General features: G+C 64.6%; 21 protein-coding genes and 1 pseudogene. 12 read left to right on the top strand and 10 right to left on the bottom strand.

The genetic code is table 11. The features are described from left to right. Positions 1 to 17: 17 nt before the first annotated feature. Positions 18 to 1,967 carry an ATP-dependent zinc metalloprotease FtsH gene (ftsH, locus tag LDB29_RS12140; protein ID WP_025549726.1) on the top strand — a complete coding sequence of 650 codons (1,950 nt, stop codon included), beginning with the start codon at positions 18 to 20 and terminating at the stop codon, positions 1,965 to 1,967. 135 nt (positions 1,968 to 2,102) lie between these two features. On the opposite strand, the gene LDB29_RS12135 is transcribed toward ftsH, so the two are convergent. From LDB29_RS12135 to LDB29_RS12120, 4 genes are all read right to left on the bottom strand, one after another. Then, positions 2,103 to 3,464, bottom strand: a complete 1,362-nt coding sequence (locus LDB29_RS12135; protein WP_025549727.1) for an amidohydrolase — start codon at positions 3,462 to 3,464, stop codon at positions 2,103 to 2,105. Positions 3,465 to 3,605: 141 nt separating this feature from the next. Continuing rightward, entirely contained in the window at positions 3,606 to 4,160 is a 555-nt protein-coding gene (locus LDB29_RS12130) for a hypothetical protein (protein ID WP_025549728.1), read from the bottom strand. A gap of 158 nt (positions 4,161 to 4,318) precedes the next feature. Then, positions 4,319 to 5,113: a 3-hydroxybutyrate dehydrogenase gene (locus LDB29_RS12125; RefSeq protein ID WP_025549729.1), complete on the bottom strand. Its 795-nt coding sequence runs from the start codon at positions 5,111 to 5,113 to the stop codon at positions 4,319 to 4,321. Then, a complete protein-coding gene (locus tag LDB29_RS12120) occupies positions 5,110 to 6,288 on the bottom strand; it encodes a patatin-like phospholipase family protein (RefSeq protein WP_044662741.1) in 1,179 nt (392 codons plus the stop codon). Before LDB29_RS12120 ends, LDB29_RS12125 begins: the two co-directional genes overlap by 4 nt. A 158-nt stretch (positions 6,289 to 6,446) precedes the next feature. Between LDB29_RS12120 and LDB29_RS12115 the strand changes: the two genes are divergently transcribed. Then, positions 6,447 to 7,316 carry a neutral zinc metallopeptidase gene (locus tag LDB29_RS12115; RefSeq protein ID WP_025549730.1) on the top strand — a complete coding sequence of 290 codons (870 nt, stop codon included), beginning with the start codon at positions 6,447 to 6,449 and terminating at the stop codon, positions 7,314 to 7,316. A gap of 9 nt (positions 7,317 to 7,325) precedes the next feature. Here LDB29_RS12115 and LDB29_RS12110 read toward each other — a convergent pair whose 3' ends face one another. Both LDB29_RS12110 and LDB29_RS12105 read right to left on the bottom strand, forming a co-directional pair. Beyond that, entirely contained in the window at positions 7,326 to 7,658 is a 333-nt protein-coding gene (locus LDB29_RS12110) for a hypothetical protein (RefSeq protein WP_025549731.1), read from the bottom strand. Between the two features lie 155 nt (positions 7,659 to 7,813). Then, positions 7,814 to 8,005, bottom strand: a complete 192-nt coding sequence (locus tag LDB29_RS12105) for a hypothetical protein (protein ID WP_025549732.1) — start codon at positions 8,003 to 8,005, stop codon at positions 7,814 to 7,816. Between the two features lie 82 nt (positions 8,006 to 8,087). Here LDB29_RS12105 and LDB29_RS12100 point away from each other — a divergent pair, with 82 nt between their 5' ends. From LDB29_RS12100 to LDB29_RS12070, 7 genes are all read left to right on the top strand, one after another. After that, entirely contained in the window at positions 8,088 to 10,775 is a 2,688-nt protein-coding gene (locus LDB29_RS12100; protein ID WP_025549733.1) for a bifunctional [glutamine synthetase] adenylyltransferase/[glutamine synthetase]-adenylyl-L-tyrosine phosphorylase, read from the top strand. Positions 10,776 to 10,777: 2 nt separating this feature from the next. Continuing rightward, on the top strand, positions 10,778 to 11,239 hold the full coding sequence (bcp, locus tag LDB29_RS12095; RefSeq protein ID WP_025549734.1) for a thioredoxin-dependent thiol peroxidase: 462 nt from the start codon (positions 10,778 to 10,780) through the stop codon (positions 11,237 to 11,239). Beyond that, positions 11,236 to 12,045: a ferritin-like domain-containing protein gene (locus tag LDB29_RS12090; RefSeq protein ID WP_257554264.1), complete on the top strand. Its 810-nt coding sequence runs from the start codon at positions 11,236 to 11,238 to the stop codon at positions 12,043 to 12,045. The genes bcp and LDB29_RS12090 overlap by 4 nt, the downstream gene beginning before the upstream one ends. Before the next feature lie 109 nt (positions 12,046 to 12,154). Further along, positions 12,155 to 12,877 (top strand): peptidoglycan DD-metalloendopeptidase family protein, encoded by a 723-nt coding sequence (locus LDB29_RS12085; protein ID WP_025549735.1) that lies wholly within the window; start codon positions 12,155 to 12,157, stop codon positions 12,875 to 12,877. Between the two features lie 77 nt (positions 12,878 to 12,954). Continuing rightward, positions 12,955 to 13,281 (top strand): iron-sulfur cluster insertion protein ErpA, encoded by a 327-nt coding sequence (erpA, locus tag LDB29_RS12080; protein WP_025549736.1) that lies wholly within the window; start codon positions 12,955 to 12,957, stop codon positions 13,279 to 13,281. Positions 13,282 to 13,390: 109 nt separating this feature from the next. Next, positions 13,391 to 14,164, top strand: coding sequence for an exodeoxyribonuclease III (gene xth / locus LDB29_RS12075; RefSeq protein ID WP_025549737.1), 774 nt, complete (start codon positions 13,391 to 13,393; stop codon positions 14,162 to 14,164). Positions 14,165 to 14,231: 67 nt separating this feature from the next. Continuing rightward, positions 14,232 to 14,765 carry a DUF2239 family protein gene (locus LDB29_RS12070; protein WP_099186026.1) on the top strand — a complete coding sequence of 178 codons (534 nt, stop codon included), beginning with the start codon at positions 14,232 to 14,234 and terminating at the stop codon, positions 14,763 to 14,765. A gap of 90 nt (positions 14,766 to 14,855) precedes the next feature. On the opposite strand, the pseudogene LDB29_RS12065 reads toward LDB29_RS12070, so the two are convergent. Then, positions 14,856 to 15,736: pseudogene (locus LDB29_RS12065) on the bottom strand (metallophosphoesterase). Positions 15,737 to 15,802: 66 nt separating this feature from the next. On the opposite strand from LDB29_RS12065, the gene LDB29_RS12060 reads away from it, so the two are divergent. Next, positions 15,803 to 16,705 (top strand): diacylglycerol kinase family protein, encoded by a 903-nt coding sequence (locus LDB29_RS12060; RefSeq protein WP_025549739.1) that lies wholly within the window; start codon positions 15,803 to 15,805, stop codon positions 16,703 to 16,705. A 118-nt stretch (positions 16,706 to 16,823) separates the two neighbouring features. Here LDB29_RS12060 and LDB29_RS12055 read toward each other — a convergent pair whose 3' ends face one another. Beyond that, positions 16,824 to 17,981, bottom strand: coding sequence for a hypothetical protein (locus tag LDB29_RS12055; protein WP_044660032.1), 1,158 nt, complete (start codon positions 17,979 to 17,981; stop codon positions 16,824 to 16,826). Between the two features lie 153 nt (positions 17,982 to 18,134). Between LDB29_RS12055 and LDB29_RS12050 the strand changes: the two genes are divergently transcribed. Further along, positions 18,135 to 19,202 (top strand): fatty acid desaturase, encoded by a 1,068-nt coding sequence (locus tag LDB29_RS12050; protein ID WP_099186025.1) that lies wholly within the window; start codon positions 18,135 to 18,137, stop codon positions 19,200 to 19,202. Between the two features lie 62 nt (positions 19,203 to 19,264). Here the strand turns inward: LDB29_RS12050 and lptG are convergent, their stop codons facing one another. Beyond that, a complete protein-coding gene (lptG, locus tag LDB29_RS12045) occupies positions 19,265 to 20,368 on the bottom strand; it encodes an LPS export ABC transporter permease LptG (RefSeq protein WP_025549741.1) in 1,104 nt (367 codons plus the stop codon). A gap of 3 nt (positions 20,369 to 20,371) precedes the next feature. Continuing rightward, positions 20,372 to 21,592, bottom strand: coding sequence for an LPS export ABC transporter permease LptF (lptF, locus tag LDB29_RS12040; protein WP_025549742.1), 1,221 nt, complete (start codon positions 21,590 to 21,592; stop codon positions 20,372 to 20,374). Between the two features lie 130 nt (positions 21,593 to 21,722). Here lptF and LDB29_RS12035 point away from each other — a divergent pair, with 130 nt between their 5' ends. Then, positions 21,723 to 22,217, top strand: coding sequence for a DUF2141 domain-containing protein (locus tag LDB29_RS12035; RefSeq protein WP_025549743.1), 495 nt, complete (start codon positions 21,723 to 21,725; stop codon positions 22,215 to 22,217). Position 22,218 lies beyond the last annotated feature (1 nt).

Raw genomic sequence — 22,218 nt, 5'->3', positions numbered from 1 at the left:
GTGAAAGAGAGTGGTGAATGAACGACGAGAAGGACCCGCAGGGTAATCCCTGGATCAAGAGCGCGATGATATGGGCGGGGGTGATTGTCGCCCTGTTGCTGTTCGTCTCCATGTTCGACAGCCGCACGGCGTCGACCGCCGGGACTGGCATCGCCTATTCCGAATTCCGCGCCAAGGTGCAGGAAGGCCAGGTCAAGGATGTCGCCATCGCCACCGACCGGATTTCCGGCACGCTGAGCAGTGGTCAGAAATTCAGCACTGTCCCGGTGAACGACCCTGGCCTGACCGGCCTGCTGGACGACTATAATGTCAAATATTCCGGCCAGGCGGAGGAACAGCCGAGCTTCTGGATGATCCTGATCTACCAGTCGTTGCCGTTCCTGCTGATCCTGGGCATCGCCTTCTTCGTGCTGCGCCAGATGCAGAAGGGCGGCGGCGCGGGCGGGGCCATGGGCTTCGGCAAGTCGAAGGCCAAGCTGCTGACCGAAAAGCATGGCAAGGTGACGTTCGATGACGTCGCCGGCATCGACGAAGCGCGTGAGGAATTGCAGGAAATCGTCGAGTTCCTGAAGGACCCGAGCAAGTTCGCGCGGCTGGGCGGCAAGATTCCCAAGGGCGCCTTGCTGGTCGGCTCGCCGGGTACAGGCAAGACGCTGCTGGCCCGCGCGATCGCGGGTGAGGCGGGCGTGCCTTTCTTCACCATTTCGGGTTCGGATTTCGTCGAGATGTTCGTCGGCGTGGGCGCGAGTCGCGTCCGCGACATGTTCGAGCAGGCGAAGAAGAATGCGCCCTGCATCGTCTTCATCGACGAAATCGATGCGGTCGGCCGCCATCGCGGCGCGGGCCTCGGCAACGGCAATGACGAGCGCGAGCAGACGCTGAACCAGCTTCTGGTGGAGATGGACGGCTTCGAGGCGAATGAGGGCATCATCATCGTCGCGGCGACCAACCGTCCCGACGTGCTGGACCCCGCGCTGCTGCGTCCGGGCCGTTTCGACCGGCAGGTCGTGGTGCCGCGTCCCGACATCGAGGGGCGCGAGAAGATTCTGGCCGTGCACATGAAGAAGGTGCCGCTGGCGCCGGACGTCAATCCGCGCACGATCGCGCGGGGCACGCCGGGCTTCTCCGGCGCCGATCTGGCGAACCTCGTCAACGAAGCCGCCTTGATGGCTGCCCGCCGCGGCAAGCGTCTGGTCGCCATGGACGAGTTCGAGGCGGCCAAGGACAAGGTCATGATGGGCAGCGAGCGCCGCTCCATGGTGATGACCGACGATGAGAAGAAGATGACCGCCTATCATGAGGCGGGCCATGCCATCGTCGCTGTCCATGAACCGGCCTCGGACCCCATTCACAAGGCGACGATCATTCCGCGCGGCCGCGCGTTGGGTATGGTGATGCGCCTGCCGGAGCGGGACAGCTACAGCTATCACCGCGACAAGATGCACGCGAACATGGCCGTCGCCATGGGCGGCCGCGTGGCTGAGGAGATCATCTTCGGCTATGACAAGGTGTCGTCGGGCGCTTCGGGCGACATTCAATATGCCACCAAGCTCGCGCGCGACATGGTTACGCAATGGGGCATGTCCGACAAGCTCGGCCCCCTGCAATATGAAGAGCAGCAGGGCGAGACATTCCTCGGTTATTCGCAAAGCCAGCGCGTCCATATGTCGGACGAGACGGCCAAGCTGATCGACAAGGAAATCCGCGGGCTGGTCGAGCAGGGCTATGCGCGGGCGCAGGAAATCCTGAAGGGTCATGAGGACCAGCTTCACCTGCTCGCCAATGCGATGCTCGAATATGAGACGCTGAGCGGCGAGGAGATCAAGACGCTGCTCGACAAGGGCGAGATCACCCGTGACGACGGCACGACGATCAAGCCGTCCGCGATCCCGGCGGCTGGGTCTTCGATCCCGAAGACGCGCCGGCGCAAGGGGCCGTTCGGTGATCCGTCGCCTGCGGGCGCCTGACCGGGTTTATGGATTGAGAAAGGGCGCTGCCGGGAGGTGGCGCCCTTTTTCATGGATTGCGGGGCGGGGTGGCTTTTGGCCAGGCCAAGACATTCCCCCTCCCGCCTGCGGGAGGGGGAATGAGGGGCTTCAGCCTCATTCCCGTTTCAATATGTGCATCGCCAGCACCGTCATGGCTTCGCTGGCGGTGGCGATCACCTGGTCGGCCTGGGGCGCCCAGAAGGGACTGTGCAGCGACGGCAGGCTGACCTCACCGGCCTTCGCCTTCGCCATCTGGTCGGCCGGCACGCCGCCGACCCAGAAGATGAAGCTTTCGATGCTCTTGTCGGCGCGGTAATAGCGGCCGAAATCCTCTCCCGCCATGGAGGGTCTGGTTTCGCTGACGGTGCCCTCGGGGAAATGGGCCTTCAGCACGTCCGCCATCCGGTTGGCGAAGGCGGGCGGATTGTAGGTGGAGGGCGTGAATTCGTCCTTTACGGAGATCACCGGCATCCTGTCGTCCGGCACGCCCGCCGCAATGGCTTCCCCGCGGGCGACGCGTTCTATGCCCCGGATCAGCTTTTCCCGCGTTTCATCGGAATAGCTGCGCACGGTGAGCAGCATCTTCGCGTCGTCGGGAATGACATTATGCTTGGCGCCGCCCATGAAGCTGCCGACGGTGACGACGGCCGGATCGAACGGGTCCTGTTCCCGGCTGACCAGCGTTTGCAGCGAGTTCACGATCCGCGCGCCGATCACGATCGGGTCGCGTGTCGTCTGCGGATAGGCGCCATGGCCGCCCACGCCCCGCACCAAAAGGTCGACGCTGTCCACATTGGCGAGTGCGAAGCCCGGCGTATAGCCGATCTTCCCCGCCTCCAGATTGGCGGCGTCGTGGAAGGCGATGGCATGGGTCGGGCGCGGGAAGCGGGTGTAGAGCCCATCCTCCAGCATCAGCCGCGCGCCACGGCCCACTTCCTCGGCCGGCTGAAGGATCATCACCAGCGTGCCCTTCCATTCCTCCTTCATCGTGGAGAGGAGCCGCGCGGTTTCGATGAAGGCGGTCATGTGCGTGTCATGGCCGCAGGCGTGCATCACGCCGGTTTCAGAGCCGTCGGCGGTCTTGGCCTTCACCCTGGAGGCGAATTCCAGCCCCGTCTGCTCGGTCACGGGCAGTCCGTCCATGTCCGCGCGGATCAGCAGCACCGGGCCGGAGCCGTTCTTCAGTACCGCGACCACGCCCGTTCCACCGACCTTTTCGGTGACGGTGAATTTCATCGCCTTCAACCGCCGGGCGAGCTTGGCGGCGGTGGCGCTTTCCTGTTCGGACAGTTCGGGATTGGCATGCAGGTCGCGATAGAGGGTCATCAGCCCATCCATGTCCTTCGCGATGGTCGCTGCGATGGCATTGGGCGGCGTCGCGGGCGTCGCCCCATTCACAGGCGCGCCAGGGGACTGGGCATGGGCAATGGAGATAAGGCTGGCGGCGGCCATGACGGCCGTCAACGCATGACGCATCGATGGGTCTCCCTGATGGAAGAAGCAACCATAAGCGGATTTGCCGCGCCTTTTAAGGGGCTTCGGCTGTCCAGCCTGTTTCCCCAAAGCAAAAGCGCCCGCCGTTGCCGACGGGCGCTCCTGCCGATGCCATGGGAGGGATCAGAAGTGGAAGATCACGCCAGCCGTGGGCCGGAAGCTGTCGAAATCATAGGTTTCGGTCTGGAAGCGCAGACGGATGCCGCTATTGCCCGTGACGCCGCCCAGACCGATGTCCTTCGGGCCGACCTCGACGCCCAGGCCGTACATCCAGTCCTTGCGGTCCGGCCAGCCGCCCTTGCCGTTGACCCACTGATAGCCGGCCGACGCGAAGATCATGCCGCTTTCACCAGCCCGCGCGCCGAAACGGCCCTTCACCCCATATTCCCAGTCAATGTCGCTGAAACCCTTGGTCGCATTGCCCTCGACGCCCACGAAGACGGGACCGAGCGGCACGTTGACGCCCGCGACGCCGCTGATGATCGCGCCGTTCATGATCGTCTCGCCGGGCACGCTGCCGAATTCGGTGCCACGGTCGAAGGTGTGATAGCCGCCCAATATACCGACATAGGGTTCGACGCCGAAGGCCTGGGTGCCGTCGGGCGCCGTTTCCTCCTGCGCCGACGCGACGGAAGGCAGCGCCGCAACAAGTGCGGCCGCAACGAGATATTTCTTCATGAGGAGTCCCTTTTCCAATTTCGCCGCATGGCGTGTCGGGGGGATAACCTGCGCTGGTCGCATCAGGTTTCCTCAATGAAAACAAATCCTTCCCGCTGTCCCCAATATGACACAATCCATGTTAAGGAATTGCGCGCAGACGACTGGGATGGATATGGCTATTGCGCGGTCCAGCCGCCGTCGATGCTCATATTGGCGCCGGTGATGTTCGCGGCGGCATCGCTGCACAGATAAAGCGCCATGGACGCCACCTGATCGACCGTGACGAACTGTTTGGTCGGCTGCCCAGCCAGCAGCACGTCGTTCATCACCTGCTCCCGCGTCATGCCGCGCGCCTTCATCGTGTCGGGAATCTGGTTCTCCACCAGCGGCGTCCACACATAGCCGGGCGAAATGCAGTTCGCCGTGATGCCGAAGGTCGCCAGCTCCAGCGCCAGCGTCTTGGTGAAACCGGCCAGGCCATGCTTGGCCGTCACATAGGCGCTCTTATAGGGAGAGGCCGTCAGCGAATGCGCCGAAGCCGTCTGGATGATCCGTCCCCATTTCTTCTCCTTCATGAAGGGAATGGCGAGACGGGACGTGTGGAAGGCGCTGTTGAGGTTGAGCGCGATGATGAGGTTCCATTTGTCGACCGGGAAATCCTCGACCGGCGCCACATGCTGCACCCCTGCATTGTTGATGAGGATGTCGACGCCGCCGAATGCGTCGGCCGCCTCCTTCATCATCGCCTCGATCTGCTCGGTCCTGGTGAGGTCATGGCCGCTATAGAGCGCCTTCGCCCCGCTCAACGCCTCCAGCCCGGCGCGTTCCTTCTCGATCGCGTCCGCATCTCCGAAGCCGTTGATGACGACATTCGCGCCTTCCCCGGCCAGCGCCTTGGCATAGGCAAGGCCGATGCCGGAGGTCGATCCGGTGATGAGGGCGGTCTTGCCGGACAGGAATTGGCTGCTCATGCCTGCTTCTCCTTGAGATGGTCGGGGGCGTCGAGGTCGAAGGTGGAGCTTTTCCCGTTGACGATGTTGCGGGCGATGAGGTCGCCCTTGTGCATCACTTCCTCCACCGCGTCGCGGCCCTGCGCCCAGTGGTCGAGCATGGTGGAGCGGGAAAATTCGAAGTCGCGCGCTCCGCTTTCCCAAGCGCGGCTGCGGTAGATGAGGTGGACGATGTTGACCGAACCCACGTCCAGCAACTGGCGCAGCCGCTGTGCGTCCGCGTCCTCCTGCAATTCGGGCGGCAGTTTGTCGAGCAGGGCGCGGATCGCCTTATGCTCCTTGCGCAGCCGCAGATACTGGTCCGTCACCTGGCGGGTACGGCTGGAATATTGAATGTCCTTGGTCCGGGAATAGACATCGGTCATCTGCCGGGGCATCGGCCCTTCGGCGGGGAACAGGTCGACCTGGAACACCAGCATATCCTCGCTCTGATGGTCCAGCACATGGGCGAGCGGGGTGTTGGACACGATGCCGCCGTCCCAATACCAGCGCCCGTCGATCTCGATGGGCGGCAGGCCCGGTGGCAGAGCGCCCGACGCCATGATGTGGCGCGCGTCGATCCGGGTGTTGCCGCCCCGGCCGCGCGTATCCCAATAAGCGAAATTGCCGCTTTCCACATCCACCGCGCCCACCGACAGCCGCACCGGCCCGTCATTCAGCAGGTCCCAGTCGATGCAGGCGTCCAGCGTGTCCTTCAGCGGCGCACTGTCGTAGAAGCTGATCGCGCCGGCCGTCCCTTCCGGCATCAGCGGCGCGGGCCAGAGGCGCGGGCGGAACATGCCCGGCACGCCGAAGGTCGCGACCGTGCCCGCCGCCATCAGATGGGCGGCCTCCCGGATATGGTCGATTTCCGGCAGGACGACATTGGGCATGCCGCCGGAGACGGTCAGCCAGAATTTCTTGAGCCGGCTGAGGCGCTTGTGCGGCGGATTGCCGGCGATGATGGCGGCGTTGACCGCGCCGATCGAAATGCCCGCGACCCAACTGACGTCGATTCCCAACTCGTCCAGCCGCTGATAAACGCCCGCCTGGAAGGAGCCGAGCGCTCCGCCGCCCTGCAGCAACAGGGCGACTTCGCGGGGGAGGGGAAGCGGCATATTGGCGCGCCTGCGCGGCTGGGATTCGGTGTCGGCCATGTCGCAGCGCAATATAGAATAGTCTTCCGGCATTCCAACTGAATGTCTCGTTACATTCTCTTCATGGGACGGTGCGCTCGCCGCAACCCGCATTGCATCGGGGACGTTTCCACCGACGACGGAATGGAATAGGCAGGGCAAGGAAAGAGAGGGACGAGATGCGGCTCGACGACGAACGGGAAAGCACCAATTTCGAGATCCAGGAGGGTCGCGGCGGCTTCGGCGGCGGAATGGGCGGCGGTCTGGGCCTGCTGCTGCCGCTGATCGGCAGCCGTTTCGGCTGCGGCGGGATCGTCGTGGTGCTGATCATTCTGGCGGTCATGGGCGTCAATCCCCTGAGCCTGATGGGGGGTGGCGGCCAGATGCCGCAGGGGAGCGAGGTCAGCCGCGACACGTCCAAACTCAGCGATATACAGCATTGGTCCCTGAAGGTGCTGGGATCGACCGAGCGCGTCTGGGGGCCGCTCTTCCAGCAGGCCGGCCGGCAATATCAGCCGACGGTCCTTTACTTCTATTCCCAGAGCGGCGTGTCGGGCTGCGGCGCGGCGCAAAGCGCCATGGGCCCCTTTTATTGCCCCAATGACCGCAAAGTGTATCTCGACACCGACTTCTTCACCGAACTGCGCCAGCGCTTCGGCGCCCCTGGCGATTTCGCCCAAGCCTATGTGATCGCGCATGAAGTCGGCCATCATGTGCAGGATCTGGAGGGAACTTTGGGCGAGGTGAACCAGCGGCAGCGCGCCGTCAGCGAGGAACAGGGCAATGCGCTGCAGGTGCGGGTCGAATTGCAGGCGGACTGTTATGCGGGCGTCTGGGCCAAGCGCACCGGCCTCATGGAATCGGGCGATCTGGAGGAGGGGATGAAGGCGGCGCAAGCCATAGGCGACGATACGCTGCAAAAGGCGGCCGGCCGCCGTCCCGTGCCGGAAAGCTTCACCCACGGCACCAGCGAACAGCGTATGACCTGGCTGCGCAAGGGACTCGACAGCGGCGATCCCGCGCAATGCGACACCTTCAAGGAAATATGAGGTCCGGCCTTATTCGGGCACCTCGTCGGACGGCTGCACGCCTTCGACCGGCGTCGGGTTCGATACGGGCGCAGCGGGCAGCCCTGCGCCCGGGGCGAGGAAGGGTCTGCCGGCTTCGGGCATGGGCTGGCCCAAGTCCGCAGCGCCCGGATCTTGGGCGCCGCTATCTTGGGGCGGCGTTGGGGACGGCGCGGCCTGGGCGGGCATCACCACGGGCGCTGAAGCCGGAACAATCGCAGCGGACGGCACGGCCTGACTGGATTGGGGCACGAAGCTTTCCACCGTCAATACGATGATCGGAGCCGCGATCAGGGTCACGGCGGCAAAGGCCTTGTAGATCATGGGGCGCGTCCATTCATGATCGCGTCATCATAGGCGCGGATCGTAAATAAAATGCTGTCGCCCCTTGTGAAGGTGGCTAGCCTAGACTGCGGCGGTCCCCTCGACGCCCCGCTCCTCCGCAGGAGCGCGGTGGGTCTGGGCCGATCCGACGGAAACTAATGCCGGTCGAGTTTCTCCAGCAGGTCGAGCATGTCGTCCGGAACAGCGCCGCTACCCGCACGGAAGGTCGAACGCAACGCATTGCCGATGCCCTCATAGGGCTGCGGAACGCCGATATTCAGGACGCGGCGGATCGCGCCATCCTGAATCCGGGCCGACCGGCTGAGGGGTTTTCGTTGCATTTCCATGGTAAGATAACTGCCAAGCGGCGCAAAAGTTTCTGGTGTTCGTCGCAATGGCACGCAATATCGGCTCCATTATGGGAGATTCATGGTGACGGACCGTTTGGCGGTCGCGGCAAGGATCAGGGCGCATTCGCCTTTCCTGGCCCGGCAATTGGATCGCTTTCCGGATGTTGCCGATCTGGTGGAGAGCGGAGATTTCGAGGGGGCCTGGGCCGCCGCGCAGCAGGTGGCGGCGCCCGATGACGGCATTGCCCGGTCGCTGAGGCGCAGGCGTGGCGCGGTGGCCCTGGTGACCGCAGCCGCCGATCTGGCGGGCGTCTGGGGACTGGACCGGGTCACGCGCACCCTGTCGGACTTTGCCGACCAGGCGCTGGAGGAGGCGCTGGCCGCCGCCATGGCGGAGCGCTATCCGGACGCGGAGAAGCGGGGCTTCGTGGTGCTGGCGCTCGGCAAGCATGGCAGCCGGGAACTGAACTATTCGTCGGACATCGATCCGATCCTGCTCTACGACCCGAAGACGCTGCCCCATGGCGAGCGGGAAGACCCGGCGGACGCGGCCGTGCGCATCGGCCGGCGGGTCAGCGAACTGCTGAATGCCCGGGACGGCGACGGCTATGTGTTCCGCGTCGACCTTCGCCTGCGCCCCTCTCCGGAGGCGACGCCCATCGCCCTGCCGGTGGAGGCGGCGATCGGCTATTATGAATCGACCGCGCTCGGCTGGGAGCAGGCGGCGTTCATCCGGGCCCGACCGGCGGCGGGCGACCTGCCGCTGGGCGATTATTTCATGCAGGCGATCCGCCCCTTCGTCTGGCGCCGCAGTCTGGATTTCGGGGCCATCGATGCGATCACGGACATCTCCCGCCGAATCCGCGACCATTATTCGCAGGGTCAGGCGTTCGGGCCGGGCTATGACCTCAAGCGCGGGCGCGGCGGCATAAGGGAAGTCGAATTCTTCGCGCAGGTGCACCAGCTCATCCATGGCGGGCGCGATCCTTCCCTGCGGTCGGGCAATACGCGGGAAGCCTTGCGTGCCTTGGCGGCCGCCGGCGTGTTCGAAGCGGAGGTCGCCGCCAGGCTGGACGAGGCCTATGTCCTCTTCCGCACCGTCGAGCACCGGTTGCAGATGGTGGAGGATCGCCAGACCCATGAATTGCCCAAGTCGGCCGAGGCGCTGGATAATGTCGCGCGCCTGCACGGGCTGGAGGATGGCGGAGCGCTGCTCGACCTGCTGCGCCCGCATGTGCAGTGGGTGGGCGGCAATTACGACCGGCTGACCCCAGCGACGCCCGATGAATCCCTATCGCTGGACGAGGAGAGGCTGAAGGCGCAGCTTGCCGAACTGGGTTTTGCCGATCCGGAAACGCCGCTGGCGCGGATCGCGCGCTGGCGATCGGGCACGGTCCGCGCATTGCGCAGCGGCGCGTCGCGGGAGGCGCTGGAGCAATTGCTGCCGGGCCTGATGCGGACGCTGGCAGCGGCGCCCGATCCGGCGCGAGCGCTCAACCGGCTGGACGATCTGGTCGGCCGCCTGCCGAGCGCGATCAACTTCTTCAAGCTGCTGGCGGCGCGACCTGGCCTTGTGGAACTGCTGGCCGAACTGCTGAGCCATGCGCCGACGCTGGCCGACGCGCTGGGGCGCCGGGCGGAACTGCTCGACGGGCTGATCGACACCTCCGCCTTCGATCCGCCGCCTCCTGTGGAGATACTGGCCGACCAGTTCGCCCGGCTGGAGGAGGGGGAGGATTATCAGGCGCTGCTCGACCGGGTGCGCCAACGGGTGAACGACCGCCGCTTCGCCCTGGGCGCGCAGATCATTCGCGGCGGCGATCCGCTGGAGGCGGGCCGGGGCTATTCCCGCGTGGCCGAAGCCGCCATCGAGGCGTTGGGCGCCGCCACCGTCGCGGAGTTCGAGCGCGCCCATGGAAAAGTGCCCGGCGGCGAGATGGTGATCCTGGCGCTGGGCCGGCTGGGCGGCGGAGTGCTGACCCATGCGTCCGACCTCGACCTCGTCTATCTCTTCACCGGCAGCTTCGAAACCGAATCCGACGGCGCGAAGCCGCTGGGCGCGACGCAATATTTCAACCGCCTTGGCCAGCGCATCACCAATGCCCTGTCGGTGCACACCGCGGCAGGCCCGTTATATGAGGTGGACACGCGCCTTCGCCCCTCCGGCGCGCAAGGGCTGCTGGCGGTCAGCCTGGACAGCTTCGCCCGCTATCAGCGGGAGGAGGCGTGGACCTGGGAGCATCTCGCGCTCACGCGCGCCCGCCCGGTCTTCGGCTCCGATGCCGCGCGCGCGGCGCTGGGCGCGATCCTGACGGAAACGCTTGAGCGGCAGCGCGATTTCGACGAACTGGCGCGCCACGCGGTGAAGATGCGGGGCGACATCGCGAGGCACAAACCGCCCGCGAGCGATCTGGACGTGAAGCTGGTGCCGGGCGGGCTGGTAGACCTGGAATTCCTGATCCACGTCACCCAGTTCCGCCACAATATGGCGTTCGACCCCGATCTGCGCGCCGCGCTGGAGCAGCTTACGGCGGCCGGCCACCTGCCGGGCGAATTGATCCCGGCCCATGATCTCATCACCCGCTTTCTCGTCGTTTCCCGCCTCGTTTCGCCGAAATCGACCGAACCTCCGCAAGCCACCCGGCCTCTCGTCGCGCGGGCCTGCGGCGTCGAAAGCTGGGACGCGCTGCTTGAAAGCTACGGTAAGGCCCGGCAAAGGGTCGGTGACGCATGGGCGGCGCTGGCCGCGCCCTTCAAGGAGGAATGACGATGCTGGATGTGGGCGACGCCGTGCCTGAAGTGACGCTGAAGGATGCGGATGGGGTGGATTTCACCCTGGCGCGCTACAGGGGCAAGCCCCTGGTCGTCTATTTCTATCCCAAGGCGGACACGCCCGGCTGCACCAGCGAAGCCAAGGATTTCACCGCGCTTGCCGCCGATTTCGCGGCATTGGGCGTGCCGGTGGTCGGCATATCCAAGGACAAGCCCGCCAAGCTCAAGAAATTCGCCGAAAAATACGGGCTGACCGTCACGCTCGCCTCCGACGAGCCGGGCGAGATGTGCGAGGCTTTCGGCACCTGGGTCGAGAAGTCGCTTTACGGCCGCAAATATATGGGGATCGAGCGGGCGACCTTTTTGGTGGGGGCTGACGGGAGAATCCTTCGCGTCTGGCCCAAGGTGAAGGTCAAGGGCCATGCCGCCGAGGTGCTGGAGGCCGGACAAGGCCTTTGACGCTTCCTGTTTCCATCGACAGCGTCGGCGCGGCTTGCGCCCATGTGCTGCTGACCCCCGATCCGTTGGCCAAGCTGATGGCGGCCCGGGCGGTCGCAAGGAACTGGCGGCTTGGGCGGCTGGCGCATCGCTTCGACGCCGCCATGCCGGATCGCCCGGCGCGCCCGGACAAGCCCGAACTTTTGCCGCCCAACCAGATGCCCAAGCGCGGCAGGATGGGTTCGGAACGGGCGCGGATCGCGATGCTCCATGCGCTTGCCCATATCGAATTCGTGGCCATCGATCTCGCCTTCGACCTGATCGGGCGGTTCGGGGCGGAATTCCCGCCGGAATTCACCGGTGAATGGATGCGGGTGGGCGCCGACGAAGCCATGCATTTCGCGCTGCTCGACCGGCGTCTGCGGCAGTTCGGCAGCTTTTACGGCGCTTTGCCGGCGCATGACGGGCTATGGCAGGCCGCGAGCGAGACGGCGCATGATGCGCTCGCCCGCCTTGCCATCGTGCCGATGGTGCTGGAAGCGCGCGCGCTGGACATCACCCCGGCCACCATCGTCCGCTTCCGGGGAGCGGGCGATGAAATGTCGGCGCGCATGTTGCAGAGGATCATGACAGATGAGATTCGCCACGTCTCCGCTGGGACGACATGGTTCGGCCATGCGACGAAACGACTGGGCGTGAACCCCGCAAAACATTACCAAATCCTTGTGAAACGCCACTTTCGGGGTGCGTTGAAACCTCCGTTCAACGACTCGGCGCGCCGACAAGCCGGTTTAACGCGGGAATTTTACACGCCGCTTGCACAATAAGGCGGGACATGTCCTCTTTGTTCCAGCGGGTGGCGGCATCAGCCGCATTTTGGAAACGTGGGGATTAGGCCGAGAGGCGCAAAGCCTCCGGTCGAGAGTCGGGGTCGGCATGTTGGTTCTTCATTCTGATAATGCGCGCGCTGCGCGATGGTTCCGTTCTGCACTTAAAATCGCTGGAGCGATGGGTATGGCGGGAGCGCTCTGCGCCGCAGTCCCGGCTCAGGCCAAGGCAGATGAAGACGATCCCTATGGCGATGCGTCGGAAATCAACACCAGCACGCTCGGCCCAGCCGATGTCGGCTTCTCCAATCTCTTCTCCAGCCTTCAGCGGCTCGACGGGCAGGCCAAGTCGAGCAACTACATCCCCTCCGGGCGTCCGGTCGAGAAACTCTCCCTGACCTCCAATTTCGGTGTCCGCTCCGACCCGTTCAATGGCGGCGCCCGCATGCACAAGGGCATCGACATCCCCGGCCCGACCGGCACCAAGATCTACGCGACCGCCGACGGCATCGTCAGCCGCGCCGGCTGGGCCAGCGGTTACGGCAATCTGGTCCAGATTTCTCACGGCGGCGGCATGGAAACGCGCTACGGCCACATGTCGAAGCTGCTGGTCGCCGCCAACAGCTATGTCCATCGCGGCCAGTTGATCGGCCTGATGGGTTCGACCGGCCGTTCCACCGGCAGCCATCTGCATTATGAGGTGCGCGTCGACGGCCAGGCGATCAACCCGATCCCCTTCGTGGCCGGACCCGATTATCTGGTGGCGATGAACACCAAGCCGCCGATCGCCATGGGCGGCCCGACCAAGGCCCAGGAAAAGGCGGCGGACTGAGCCGAACTTTTTTCTCTTTCCCAAGGCCCGGCACGCGAAAGCTTGTCGGGCCTTTTGCTTGATCCTATTTAAACGTCATGACCGACATCGATCTTACGCCCTCTGCCGCTGCCCGCGTGGCCGCCATTGCCGCCAAGCAGGGCAAGCCCGCCATTTTGCGTCTGGCAGTGGAGGGCGGGGGCTGTTCCGGCTTCCAATATCGCTTCGGTCTGGCCGAGGCGGTGGAGCCCGACGACATCATGGTCGAGCGCGACGGCGTGACGCTGGTGGTGGATGACGTCAGCATCGATCTGGTGCGCGGTTCGGCGGTCGATTTCGTGTCCGATCTGGGGGGCAAGGCCTTCAAGGTGACGAACCCCAACGCCACCGCCGGCTGCGGTTGCGGCACCAGCTTCTCGGTCTGATAGCGCTCTCTCCCCGTTCGGGCTGAGCTTGTCGAAGCCCTTCATTTCCTTAAAAGGGCACGCGCCGGTTTGATGCGATTCAGGCCGACCGAAAGAAAGACAGGCCCTTATGCGCATCGCCACCTTCAACATCAACGGAATCAAGGCGCGCCTGCCGCGCTTGCTGGAGTGGCTGGACGAGACCCGCCCCGACATCGCCTGCCTTCAGGAAATCAAGACCTCCGACGACACTTTCCCGGTCAAGGACATCGAAGATGTCGGCTATGGCGCGATATGGCACGGGCAGAAGGGGTTCAACGGGGTCGCCATCCTTGCGCGCGGCGAGACACCGGTGGAGATTCGCCGCGGCCTGGAAGGGGAGCCGGAGGACGAGCATAGCCGCTATCTGGAAGCCGATGTAAAGGGGCTGCGCGTCGCCAGCATCTACCTGCCCAACGGTAATCCGCAGCCGGGACCGAAATTCGATTACAAGCTGCGCTGGATGAAGCGTCTGCGCCTTCGCGCTGCGGAAATCTGGGCGGAGGAAGTGCCGGCGATCCTGGCGGGCGATTATAATGTCATTCCGCGTGACAGGGACGTCTATTCGGTCAAGTCGATGGCCGACGACGCGCTGATGCAGCCGGAAAGCCGCGCCGCCTATCGTCGCCTGCTGGGCGACGGCTGGACGGATGCCATCGCTTCCCGGCACCCGGCGGGCGGGATATGGACCTATTGGGATTATCAGATGAACGCTTGGCCACGCGACGCGGGGTTCCGGATCGATCATCTGCTGCTCAGTCCCGCCGCCGCCGACCGCCTGATCGACGCGCAGGTCGACAGGGATTTTCGTGGGCGGGAAAAGGCCAGCGATCATGCCCCTGTCTGGGCGGAACTGACCGAATAATTTTACCCGGACGTTATTGACTCTATTTTACCCGGATAATAAATGTTGTGCCGAAGGAGATTTCGGCATGACGCGCACTTTGACCGCCTTTGCGGGCGACCTCTGGATTGCGACGGGTGATGAGGAAGAGCTGCGCGCAACGCTTCATGCCATGGGGACGGAGGCGCAGTCTCTGCTGCTGTTCGACGACAGCACCGGGCGGCAGGTGGATATCGATCTGCGCGGTCCAGTGCAGGAGATTTCCCGCGGCCGGGGGCGGCCCCGGCTGGGCGTTCAGGCGCGTGAAGTGACTCTGCTCCCCCGGCATTGGGACTGGCTGGCGGCGCAGCCCGGCGGCGCGTCCGTGACGCTGCGGCGCTTGGTCGATGCGGCGCGCAAGGACGCGGACACAAAGCCATCGCCTCGCGCGGCGATGGACGCGGCTTATCATTTCCTGACGGTGATGGCGGGCGACCGGCCCGGCTATGAGGACGCCATCCGCGCGCTTTATGCAAGGGACAAGGCGGGGTTCGACCTTGCTGCTGCCGACTGGCCCCGCGCCATCCGGGATCATGGCGCGGCCCTTGCCCAGGGAGCATTCGACCAGAGCGCGCCGCGTTAAATCGGACGCTGGGCGTGGGTTCTAACTTTGCGTTGTCGCATCCTTTTCAACAGACATCGGTTCCCCACATCCCCACACAGCCTGCCAGCTTCAGCTTCTCGCCTTTTCCGCTACCTGAATTCCCGGCAGGGCCGCCGGATCGGCCATGTCCTGCCCGATCCACGCGCCGCCTGTTTGAAATAGCTGATATGGTGGCCCCGCTGGAAACTGGCGCCGTCCCATACCACCACCTGCACTTCTATCTCGTCATGGCGGTGAACGTGCAGCCAGTTGAAGCTTTGCGGCTCGGCATTGCGCAGGCGGGTGGAGGTCGCCGTTCCCGCCTGGATCACCAGCGCGCCGCCCGAATGCGCCACCATCTTCTCCGCCGCCTCCGCATAGGTGCGATGGAAATGGCCGGCCAGCGCGATATGGATGCCTGCTTCCGCCGCCGCGCGTACGGCATCCTCATGCCTTCCGACAGCTTCGCTCAACTCGCCGCCCTTGCCGATCGGCATGGCGAAGAGCGGGTGATGGGTGACGAGGATGCGCGTCTTCTCCGGCGCGACCCGCGCGAATCTTTCGCGAAGCATGTCCATCTGGTCATGGTTGATCCGCCCATCCTTGATCGTCAGCGATCGCGCGGTGTTGAGCCCCAGTATCGCGACCGCATCATCCTCGTAAAAAGGGCACAGATCATTGCTGATATAATGTTTGTAGCGGTGCAGCGGCGCCCCGAAGCGGCGCGCCAGATCGTAGAGCGGAATGTCATGATTGCCTGGAACCACCAGCAGCTTCATGCCCGCCGATCTCAGCCGGTTGAGCCAGGCGGAGGCCTGCCGGAACTGTTCGCGCCTCGCGCGCTGGGTGAAATCGCCGCTGATGACCACCAGGTCCGGCTGATGCTGTTGCAGCCAGGCCTCTGTGGCGGTGACGATGCGGGGATCATGGGCGCCGAAATGAATATCCGACAGATGAGCGATGCGGGCCATGAACCATGAACGGGCAAGGCCTTTTATGGTTTCGGACCTTGGAGCGCAGTTGCGTGTTGTCGAGGCATGGAAACGACATCCCCGCCCGTCAGAAACCTGCCGCATGAGGCGGCGCTGATCGTCAATGTGCATTCCCGCCGGGGAGAAGCCCTGTTCAAGGATGCCAAGGCCAGGCTGGAGGAAGCGGGCCTGCGCCTGATCGCAGCCCATGCGGTGAAGGAGCCGGAGCGATTGCAGGAAACGGTGCGCAGGGCCATCGCGGACGGCGCGCCGATGGTGATCGTCGGCGGCGGCGATGGATCGCTGTCCGGCACTGTGGATGAGCTGGTGGGCAAGGACTGCGTCTTCGGCGTGCTGCCGCTGGGCACCGCGAACAGTTTTGCGCGGACGCTGGGCATTCCGCTGGATCTGGAAGGGGCGGTGGCGGTCATATCCGGCGGCCGGCGGCGGCGAATCGACCTGGGCATGATCGACCGGGACTATTTCGTGAATGCGGCCTCGCTGGGATTGTCCCCCCGGATCGGGGAGACGGTGCCGCACAAGTTGAAGCGTTATCTGGGACGGATCGGCTATCTGCTCTGGGCGGTCAAATGCTCCATAGGCTTTCGCGCCTTCCGGTTGATGCTGGACGATGGGATCAGGCAGCGTAGCATGTGGGCGACGGAAGTACGCATCCTCAACGGCCCCTATCATGGCGGGGTGGAACTGTCCGATCAGGCCGATGTGGACACCGGGGAGATCGTGATCCAGGCGGTGGTGGGGCGCAGCCACGCCCGGCTGGCCTGGGACTGGTACGCCAAATTCTTCAAGCTGCGCGACCGGGACGCGCAGACGGAGGAGTTTCGCGGCAAGGCGTTCCGGATCGAAACGGCGCCGCCGCAGAGCATTTCCATCGACGGCGAAGTGCTGGCGAAGACGCCGGCCATGGTGAAGATCGCGGCCGGCGCGGTGGATGTGGCGGTGCCTTAACCATTCTCCTTGGGCGGGCTTTCAGGCTGAATTCAGCATGGGCGCCAAAGCAGAAGCGTGCTTCTGCTCGCGTCCCTTCATCCCCTCCAACGGGAAGCCTATGGGATGCAGACAGCGCCTAAAGGGGCTTTTCATATACCTGATAGACCTTGTTCACCTTGCTCTCAATGGCGTCGGCAATGGCGTTCATGCCCTGATTGTCGTCCAGCACCCAGCCGATCTCGCCGCGCGTCGCGCCATAATGCGCGGTCGCGCTGCGGCGGATATATTCGATCATCATGAAGGCCAGCTGGCTCGCCATGCGGGAAGATTGCAACCGCTGCACCACGCCCATCAGCGGCACGCGCATGGTCCGCACCTTCGGCTTCCTCAGCCACCAGAGCAGTTTCGCCCAGCCGAAAGGAAAGAGCGAGCCGTTGAGCGGCGCTATCGCTTCGTTGAGATCGGGCAGCGTCATCATGAAGGCGACAGGCTCACCCTCCAGCTCCGCGATCATGATGAGGTCGTTGAACACAATGGGCTTCAACTGCTTGCCGAAATGGGCGACCTCCTCGTCGGTGATCGGCACAAAGCCCCAATTATTGCCCCAGGCGTCGTTCAGGATGCTGAGGATGATCGCCGCTTCGCTGTCGAATTTCGACTTGTCGACCTTGCGGATGCGGATGCGTTCGTTCTTCTCGCCCGACTGGACGATGCGCTGGATCAGCGGCGGGAATGGCCGGGTGATGTCCAGTTCATAAGTTTTGAGCTGCTTGACCGGCCGATAGCCCGCGTCCTCCACCATGGCGCGATATTCCGGCTTCGCATGGCCCATCATCACCGTCGGCCTGTGGTCGAAGCCTTCGATCAGCAGCCCCGGCTCCTCCCAGATCGACAGTGAGATCGGCCCCAGCACGCGGGTCATGCCCTTGGCCCGCAGCCACCCCTCCGCCGTCGCGATCAGGGCTGCGCCGGTTTCGGCATCCTCCGCCTCGAACAGACCGAAATTGCCGGTGCCCGGCCCCATGCCCTGCTCGGCGGGCTGGGCCAGCGCCAGATGATCGAGATGCGCCGACACCCGTCCGACGACCCTGTCGCCGCGGCGGGCCAGGAAATATTGCGCCTCGGCATGGCCGAAAAAGGGGTTCTTGCCCGGCGTGATCAGGCTGTAGACCTCATCCTTCAGCGGCGGCACCCAGTTGGGATCGCCGGCATAGAGCCGCCAGGGCAGATCGACGAAAGCCTTGCGGTCGGCCTTGGAAGTTACGGGGGTAATCACCAGTTCTTGATTGGCCACGGCGCAGGACGCTTTCGCTGGAGAGGTTTGGGCAGAGCAGTTCGGCGCTTGTTCCGGGAATGTCAATCGGGACATGAGCGGATGGGATCATCATGACCAAATCGTCATGTTGCTGCCCCAATTGCAGCGCATTTACCCTTTAGGAACCACGGCATGACTGTGCACGATCCCCTTATTGCAGCCGCGTCGCGGACGAAAAGCGCGATCCCCGACGATGCGGCGATGCTGCGCGCGGCGGCCGACCTGACCCGCGAACTGTCGACGGCCCGGCCCGCCATCTATTGGCCCGACATGCTGGCATCGGCTTTTGTCGGCTATGCCGCGCTGGCCGGGGCGATCCTGACCGGCGATGCCGCTCTCATGCTGGCGTTCGGCCTGGCGGCGATGCTGGCGCTTTATCGCGCGGCCAGTTTCATCCATGAGCTGACCCACATCCGCAAGGGCGCGTTGCCGGGTTTCCGCCTTGGCTGGAACCTGATCGTCGGCATCCCCCTGATGATCCCGTCATTCATGTATGAAGAGGTGCATACGCAGCATCATGCCCGCACCCGCTACGGCACGGCGAATGATCCGGAATATCTGCCGCTCGCGCTGATGAAGCCCTGGTCGCTGCCGCTGTTCATCCTGGTGGCGGCGCTGGCGCCGTTGGGCCTCATCCTGCGTTTCGCCGTGCTGACGCCGCTCAGCCTGATGGTTCCGCCGCTGCGGCGAAAGGTGGTGGCGGAATTTTCCGCGCTCTCGATCAACCCCGCCTATCGCCGCCGCGCGCCGGAGGGAGACTTTGCCCGCCAGTGGACGTGGCAGGAGGCGGGCGCGTGCCTCTTCGCGCTGGCGCTGGTCGGCAGCGTCTTCGCCTTCGGATGGAAGCCGCTGCTCACCTATATGGCGGTGCATTCCGGCATGACCGTCATCAACCAGCTCCGCACGCTGGTCGCGCATCTGTGGGAAAATGAGGGCGAGGCGATGACCGTCACCGCGCAATATCTGGACTCGGTGAATGTGCCGCCGCCGTCGCCCTTCGCCGCGATCTGGGCGCCGGTGGGGCTGCGCTACCATGCGCTGCATCATCTGCTGCCGAGCGTGCCCTATCACGCGCTGGGGGAGGCCCATAAGCGGTTGGTGGCGACGCTGGCGAGCGAGTCGCCCTATCACAAGGGCAACTATCCCGGCATGTGGCCGCTGGTGGGGAAGATCGCGCGCTCGACGATGGGGAAGCGTTAACTCCACCGCCCCCGCTGGTGCTCCCGAGAGGGCAGGAGCATGTCATCCCGGGAGGGGGAGGATTATTCCTCCGTCCGGAACAGCACCGTCTCGCCCACCAGCAGGAACAGCAGAAACGGCGCCCAGGCCGCCAGAAAGGGCGGATAGGCCCCGAGGTTCCCCATGGCGAGCGAGAAATTGTCCGCCACGAAATAGGCGAAGCCGAGCGCCATCCCCATCACCGCGCGCACGAACAACTGTCCCGATCGAGCCAGCCCGAAAGCGGCCACCGAACCCAGAATCGGCATCAGCAGCGCCGACAAAGGTCCCGACAGCTTGTGCCAGAGGCTGCCCTCCAGCTCCGCCGTCGGCCGCCCCGCATCATGCAGGTCGCTGATCGCCGCCTGCAACTGGCCGAAGGTCAGCGCATCCGGGTCGACCTTCGCCAAGGTGAACTGATCGGGCCGTATGTCGTGGCCAAAGCGCACCGTGCCGATCTGCCGCTCCGTCCCACGCGCGACGTCGAACTGCCGCGCGTCCTCCAGCACCCAGCTTCTGGCCGAAGCGTCATAATGGCCCCTGGGCGCCTGGACGATGGTGGTCAGCGTGTTGTTGATCCGGTTGAATATCTCCACCTTGCGGAGCTGGACCGCCGTGCCCCGTCCGGCGACGATGGCGGCCGTGACCAGATTATTGCCGTCGCGCACCCATGGGCTGGTCTTGACCCCGCTGTCGGGGGGCAGGGGGCCGTAGTCGACGGCCTGCCAAGCGGAAAGGCGGGCGGTGGACCGCGCCACGATCCGTTCGTTGAAGGCATAGCTGATGAGCGCCACGCCCAGCGCCGCGGCCAGCAGCGGCGCCAATATCTGGTGCGCAGACAGCCCCGCCGCCTTCATCGAGATGATCTCGCTGTTCTGGTTGAGGCTGGCGAGCATGATCAGCGTGCCGAGCAGCACCGAAAAGGGCAGGAAGCGGGCGACGATCTGCGGCGCCCGCAGCGCCACATAATGCCATAATTGCGCATCGCCATTGCCGGCATAGGCAAGGATGTCGCCCGATTCGCCCAGCAGGTCGAGCGTCTGGAGCACCGCGACCAACATCGCCAGCACCGCGAAGGTCCGGGTCAGGAACAGCCGCGCCATGTACCAGCTAAGCTGGCGCGACGGAAAGAAGTTGAGCTGATGCATGGGTCAGGCGGCTCCTTCCGCCGGGGTTTCCGCCCTTGGCCGCCGCCGGACGAGGCCGATCAGCCGCAGGAACTGCTTGGCGATCTTGGCGAAGGCATATTCCAGCGCGGCGATCGGCTGGCCGCCGGGCCGATGCGCGATCACATGGTACATCCACAGGATCAGCCCCGCGAACAGCAGGAACGGCCCCCATAGCGCGATGATCGGATCGATCCTGCCCAGCGATCCCACGCCCTGCCCATATTCGTTGACCTTGTGATAGGTCACGATGAACACGATGGAGAGGAACACGCCGAGCGCCGATGTGGACCGTTTCGGCGGAATCGCGAAGGCGAGCGCGGCCAGCGGCAACAGCAGCATCATCGCCACCTCCACCATGCGGAAATGGAAATTGGCGCGGATCTCGTTGCGCAGCTTGTCGGGCGTCCCCGGATCATGGCCGATCACCACCAGTTCGGGGATGGTCTTTTCCCGGTCGACGTCGCGGCCGCGGAACTTCTCGATCTGCGGCAGGTCGATGGGCAGGTCGTGGCTGGAGAAGGACAGGATTCGCGGCGACTTGTATTTGGGCGCGTCGTTCACCAGCACGCCATCGCGCAGGCGGAAGATGATGGTGTCGGGATCGTCGGTGGCGAGGAAACTGCCCTGCGCCGCCGTCACCGCCACGGTCTGGCCGTCCTTGCCGACGGCGCGCACGAAAATCCCTTGCAGATTGCGGCCCTCGTCCAAGCTGCGTTCGATCCGCAGGGTCATGCGCTTGCCCAGATTGGTGAATTCGCCCACCTTGATCGACGCCCCCAGCGCGCCCGACCGCAATTCGAAGCGCAGCGCCTCATAGGCATGGCGGGACAGCGGCTGGACGAAGCCGACAATGCCGAAATTCAGCAGCGCCAGTGCGATCGCAAACATATAGGGCACGCGCAGCAGCCGGCCGTAGGACAGGCCGACGGCCCGCATCACGTCCAGTTCCGACGACAGGGCCAGCTTCCGGAAGGCGAGCAGGATGCCCAGCATCAGGCCGATGGGAATGCCCAGCGACAGATATTCGGGCATCATGTTCGCCAGCATCCGCCACACGACGCTGACCGGCCCGCCCTCCGCCGCGACGAAGTCGAACAGGCTCAGCATCTTGTCGAGCACCAGCAGCATGGCCGAGATCACCAGCGTCCCCAGCATGGGCAGGGCGATCAGGCGGGCGAGGTATCTGTCGGTGGCGGTCAGCATTTCTCTATGTGGTCGTCCCATCACCATGATTTGGCCGCAAACCCCCCCCATATGCGAGTCAGGTAAGTTGCGGGGCGAACAGGGGCTCGCCGTCCGGTGTCACTGGGCGGCTATAGCTTCACGGAGTTGGATGGTCATGTTCAAAGTTGCAGTGGGTCTGATGTCGGTAGGGGCATTGTTCGCCGCCGCCCCGGCTATCGCCCATGGTATGGAGATCGGCAACGACCTGGAACGCTGCTCCACGGACGCCAAGGGCCCGGCGGTTCTGGTCGACGTGCGCGGCTTCGCTGCCTCGACCGGCAAGGTGCGCGTGCAATCCTATCCCGCGACGAAGGCGGCCTGGCTCGCCAAGGGCGAATGGCTGGGCCGTATCGACGTTCCGGTGAAGGCCAGCAACGGCGCAATGCGTTTCTGCATGCCTGTGCCGCAACCCGGCAAATATGGCATCGCCGTGCGCCACGACCGCGACGGCAACGGCAAGACGGACATTTCGCGCGACGGCGGCGGATTTTCGAACAATCCGTCGATCAGCATCTTCAACCTGGGCAAGCCGGGGGTCGAAAAGGCCGCCTTCTATGCAGGGCCGGGCGTGACGAAGATCACCATCAACCTCAAATATATGTGAT

It is taken from the genome of Sphingobium sp. CFD-2 (assembly GCF_024611135.1).
Taxonomy (GTDB): domain Bacteria; phylum Pseudomonadota; class Alphaproteobacteria; order Sphingomonadales; family Sphingomonadaceae; genus Sphingobium; species Sphingobium fuliginis.
The sequence above is the reverse complement of the archived record's forward strand: the minus strand, read 5'-3'. Positions and strand labels throughout refer to the sequence as shown.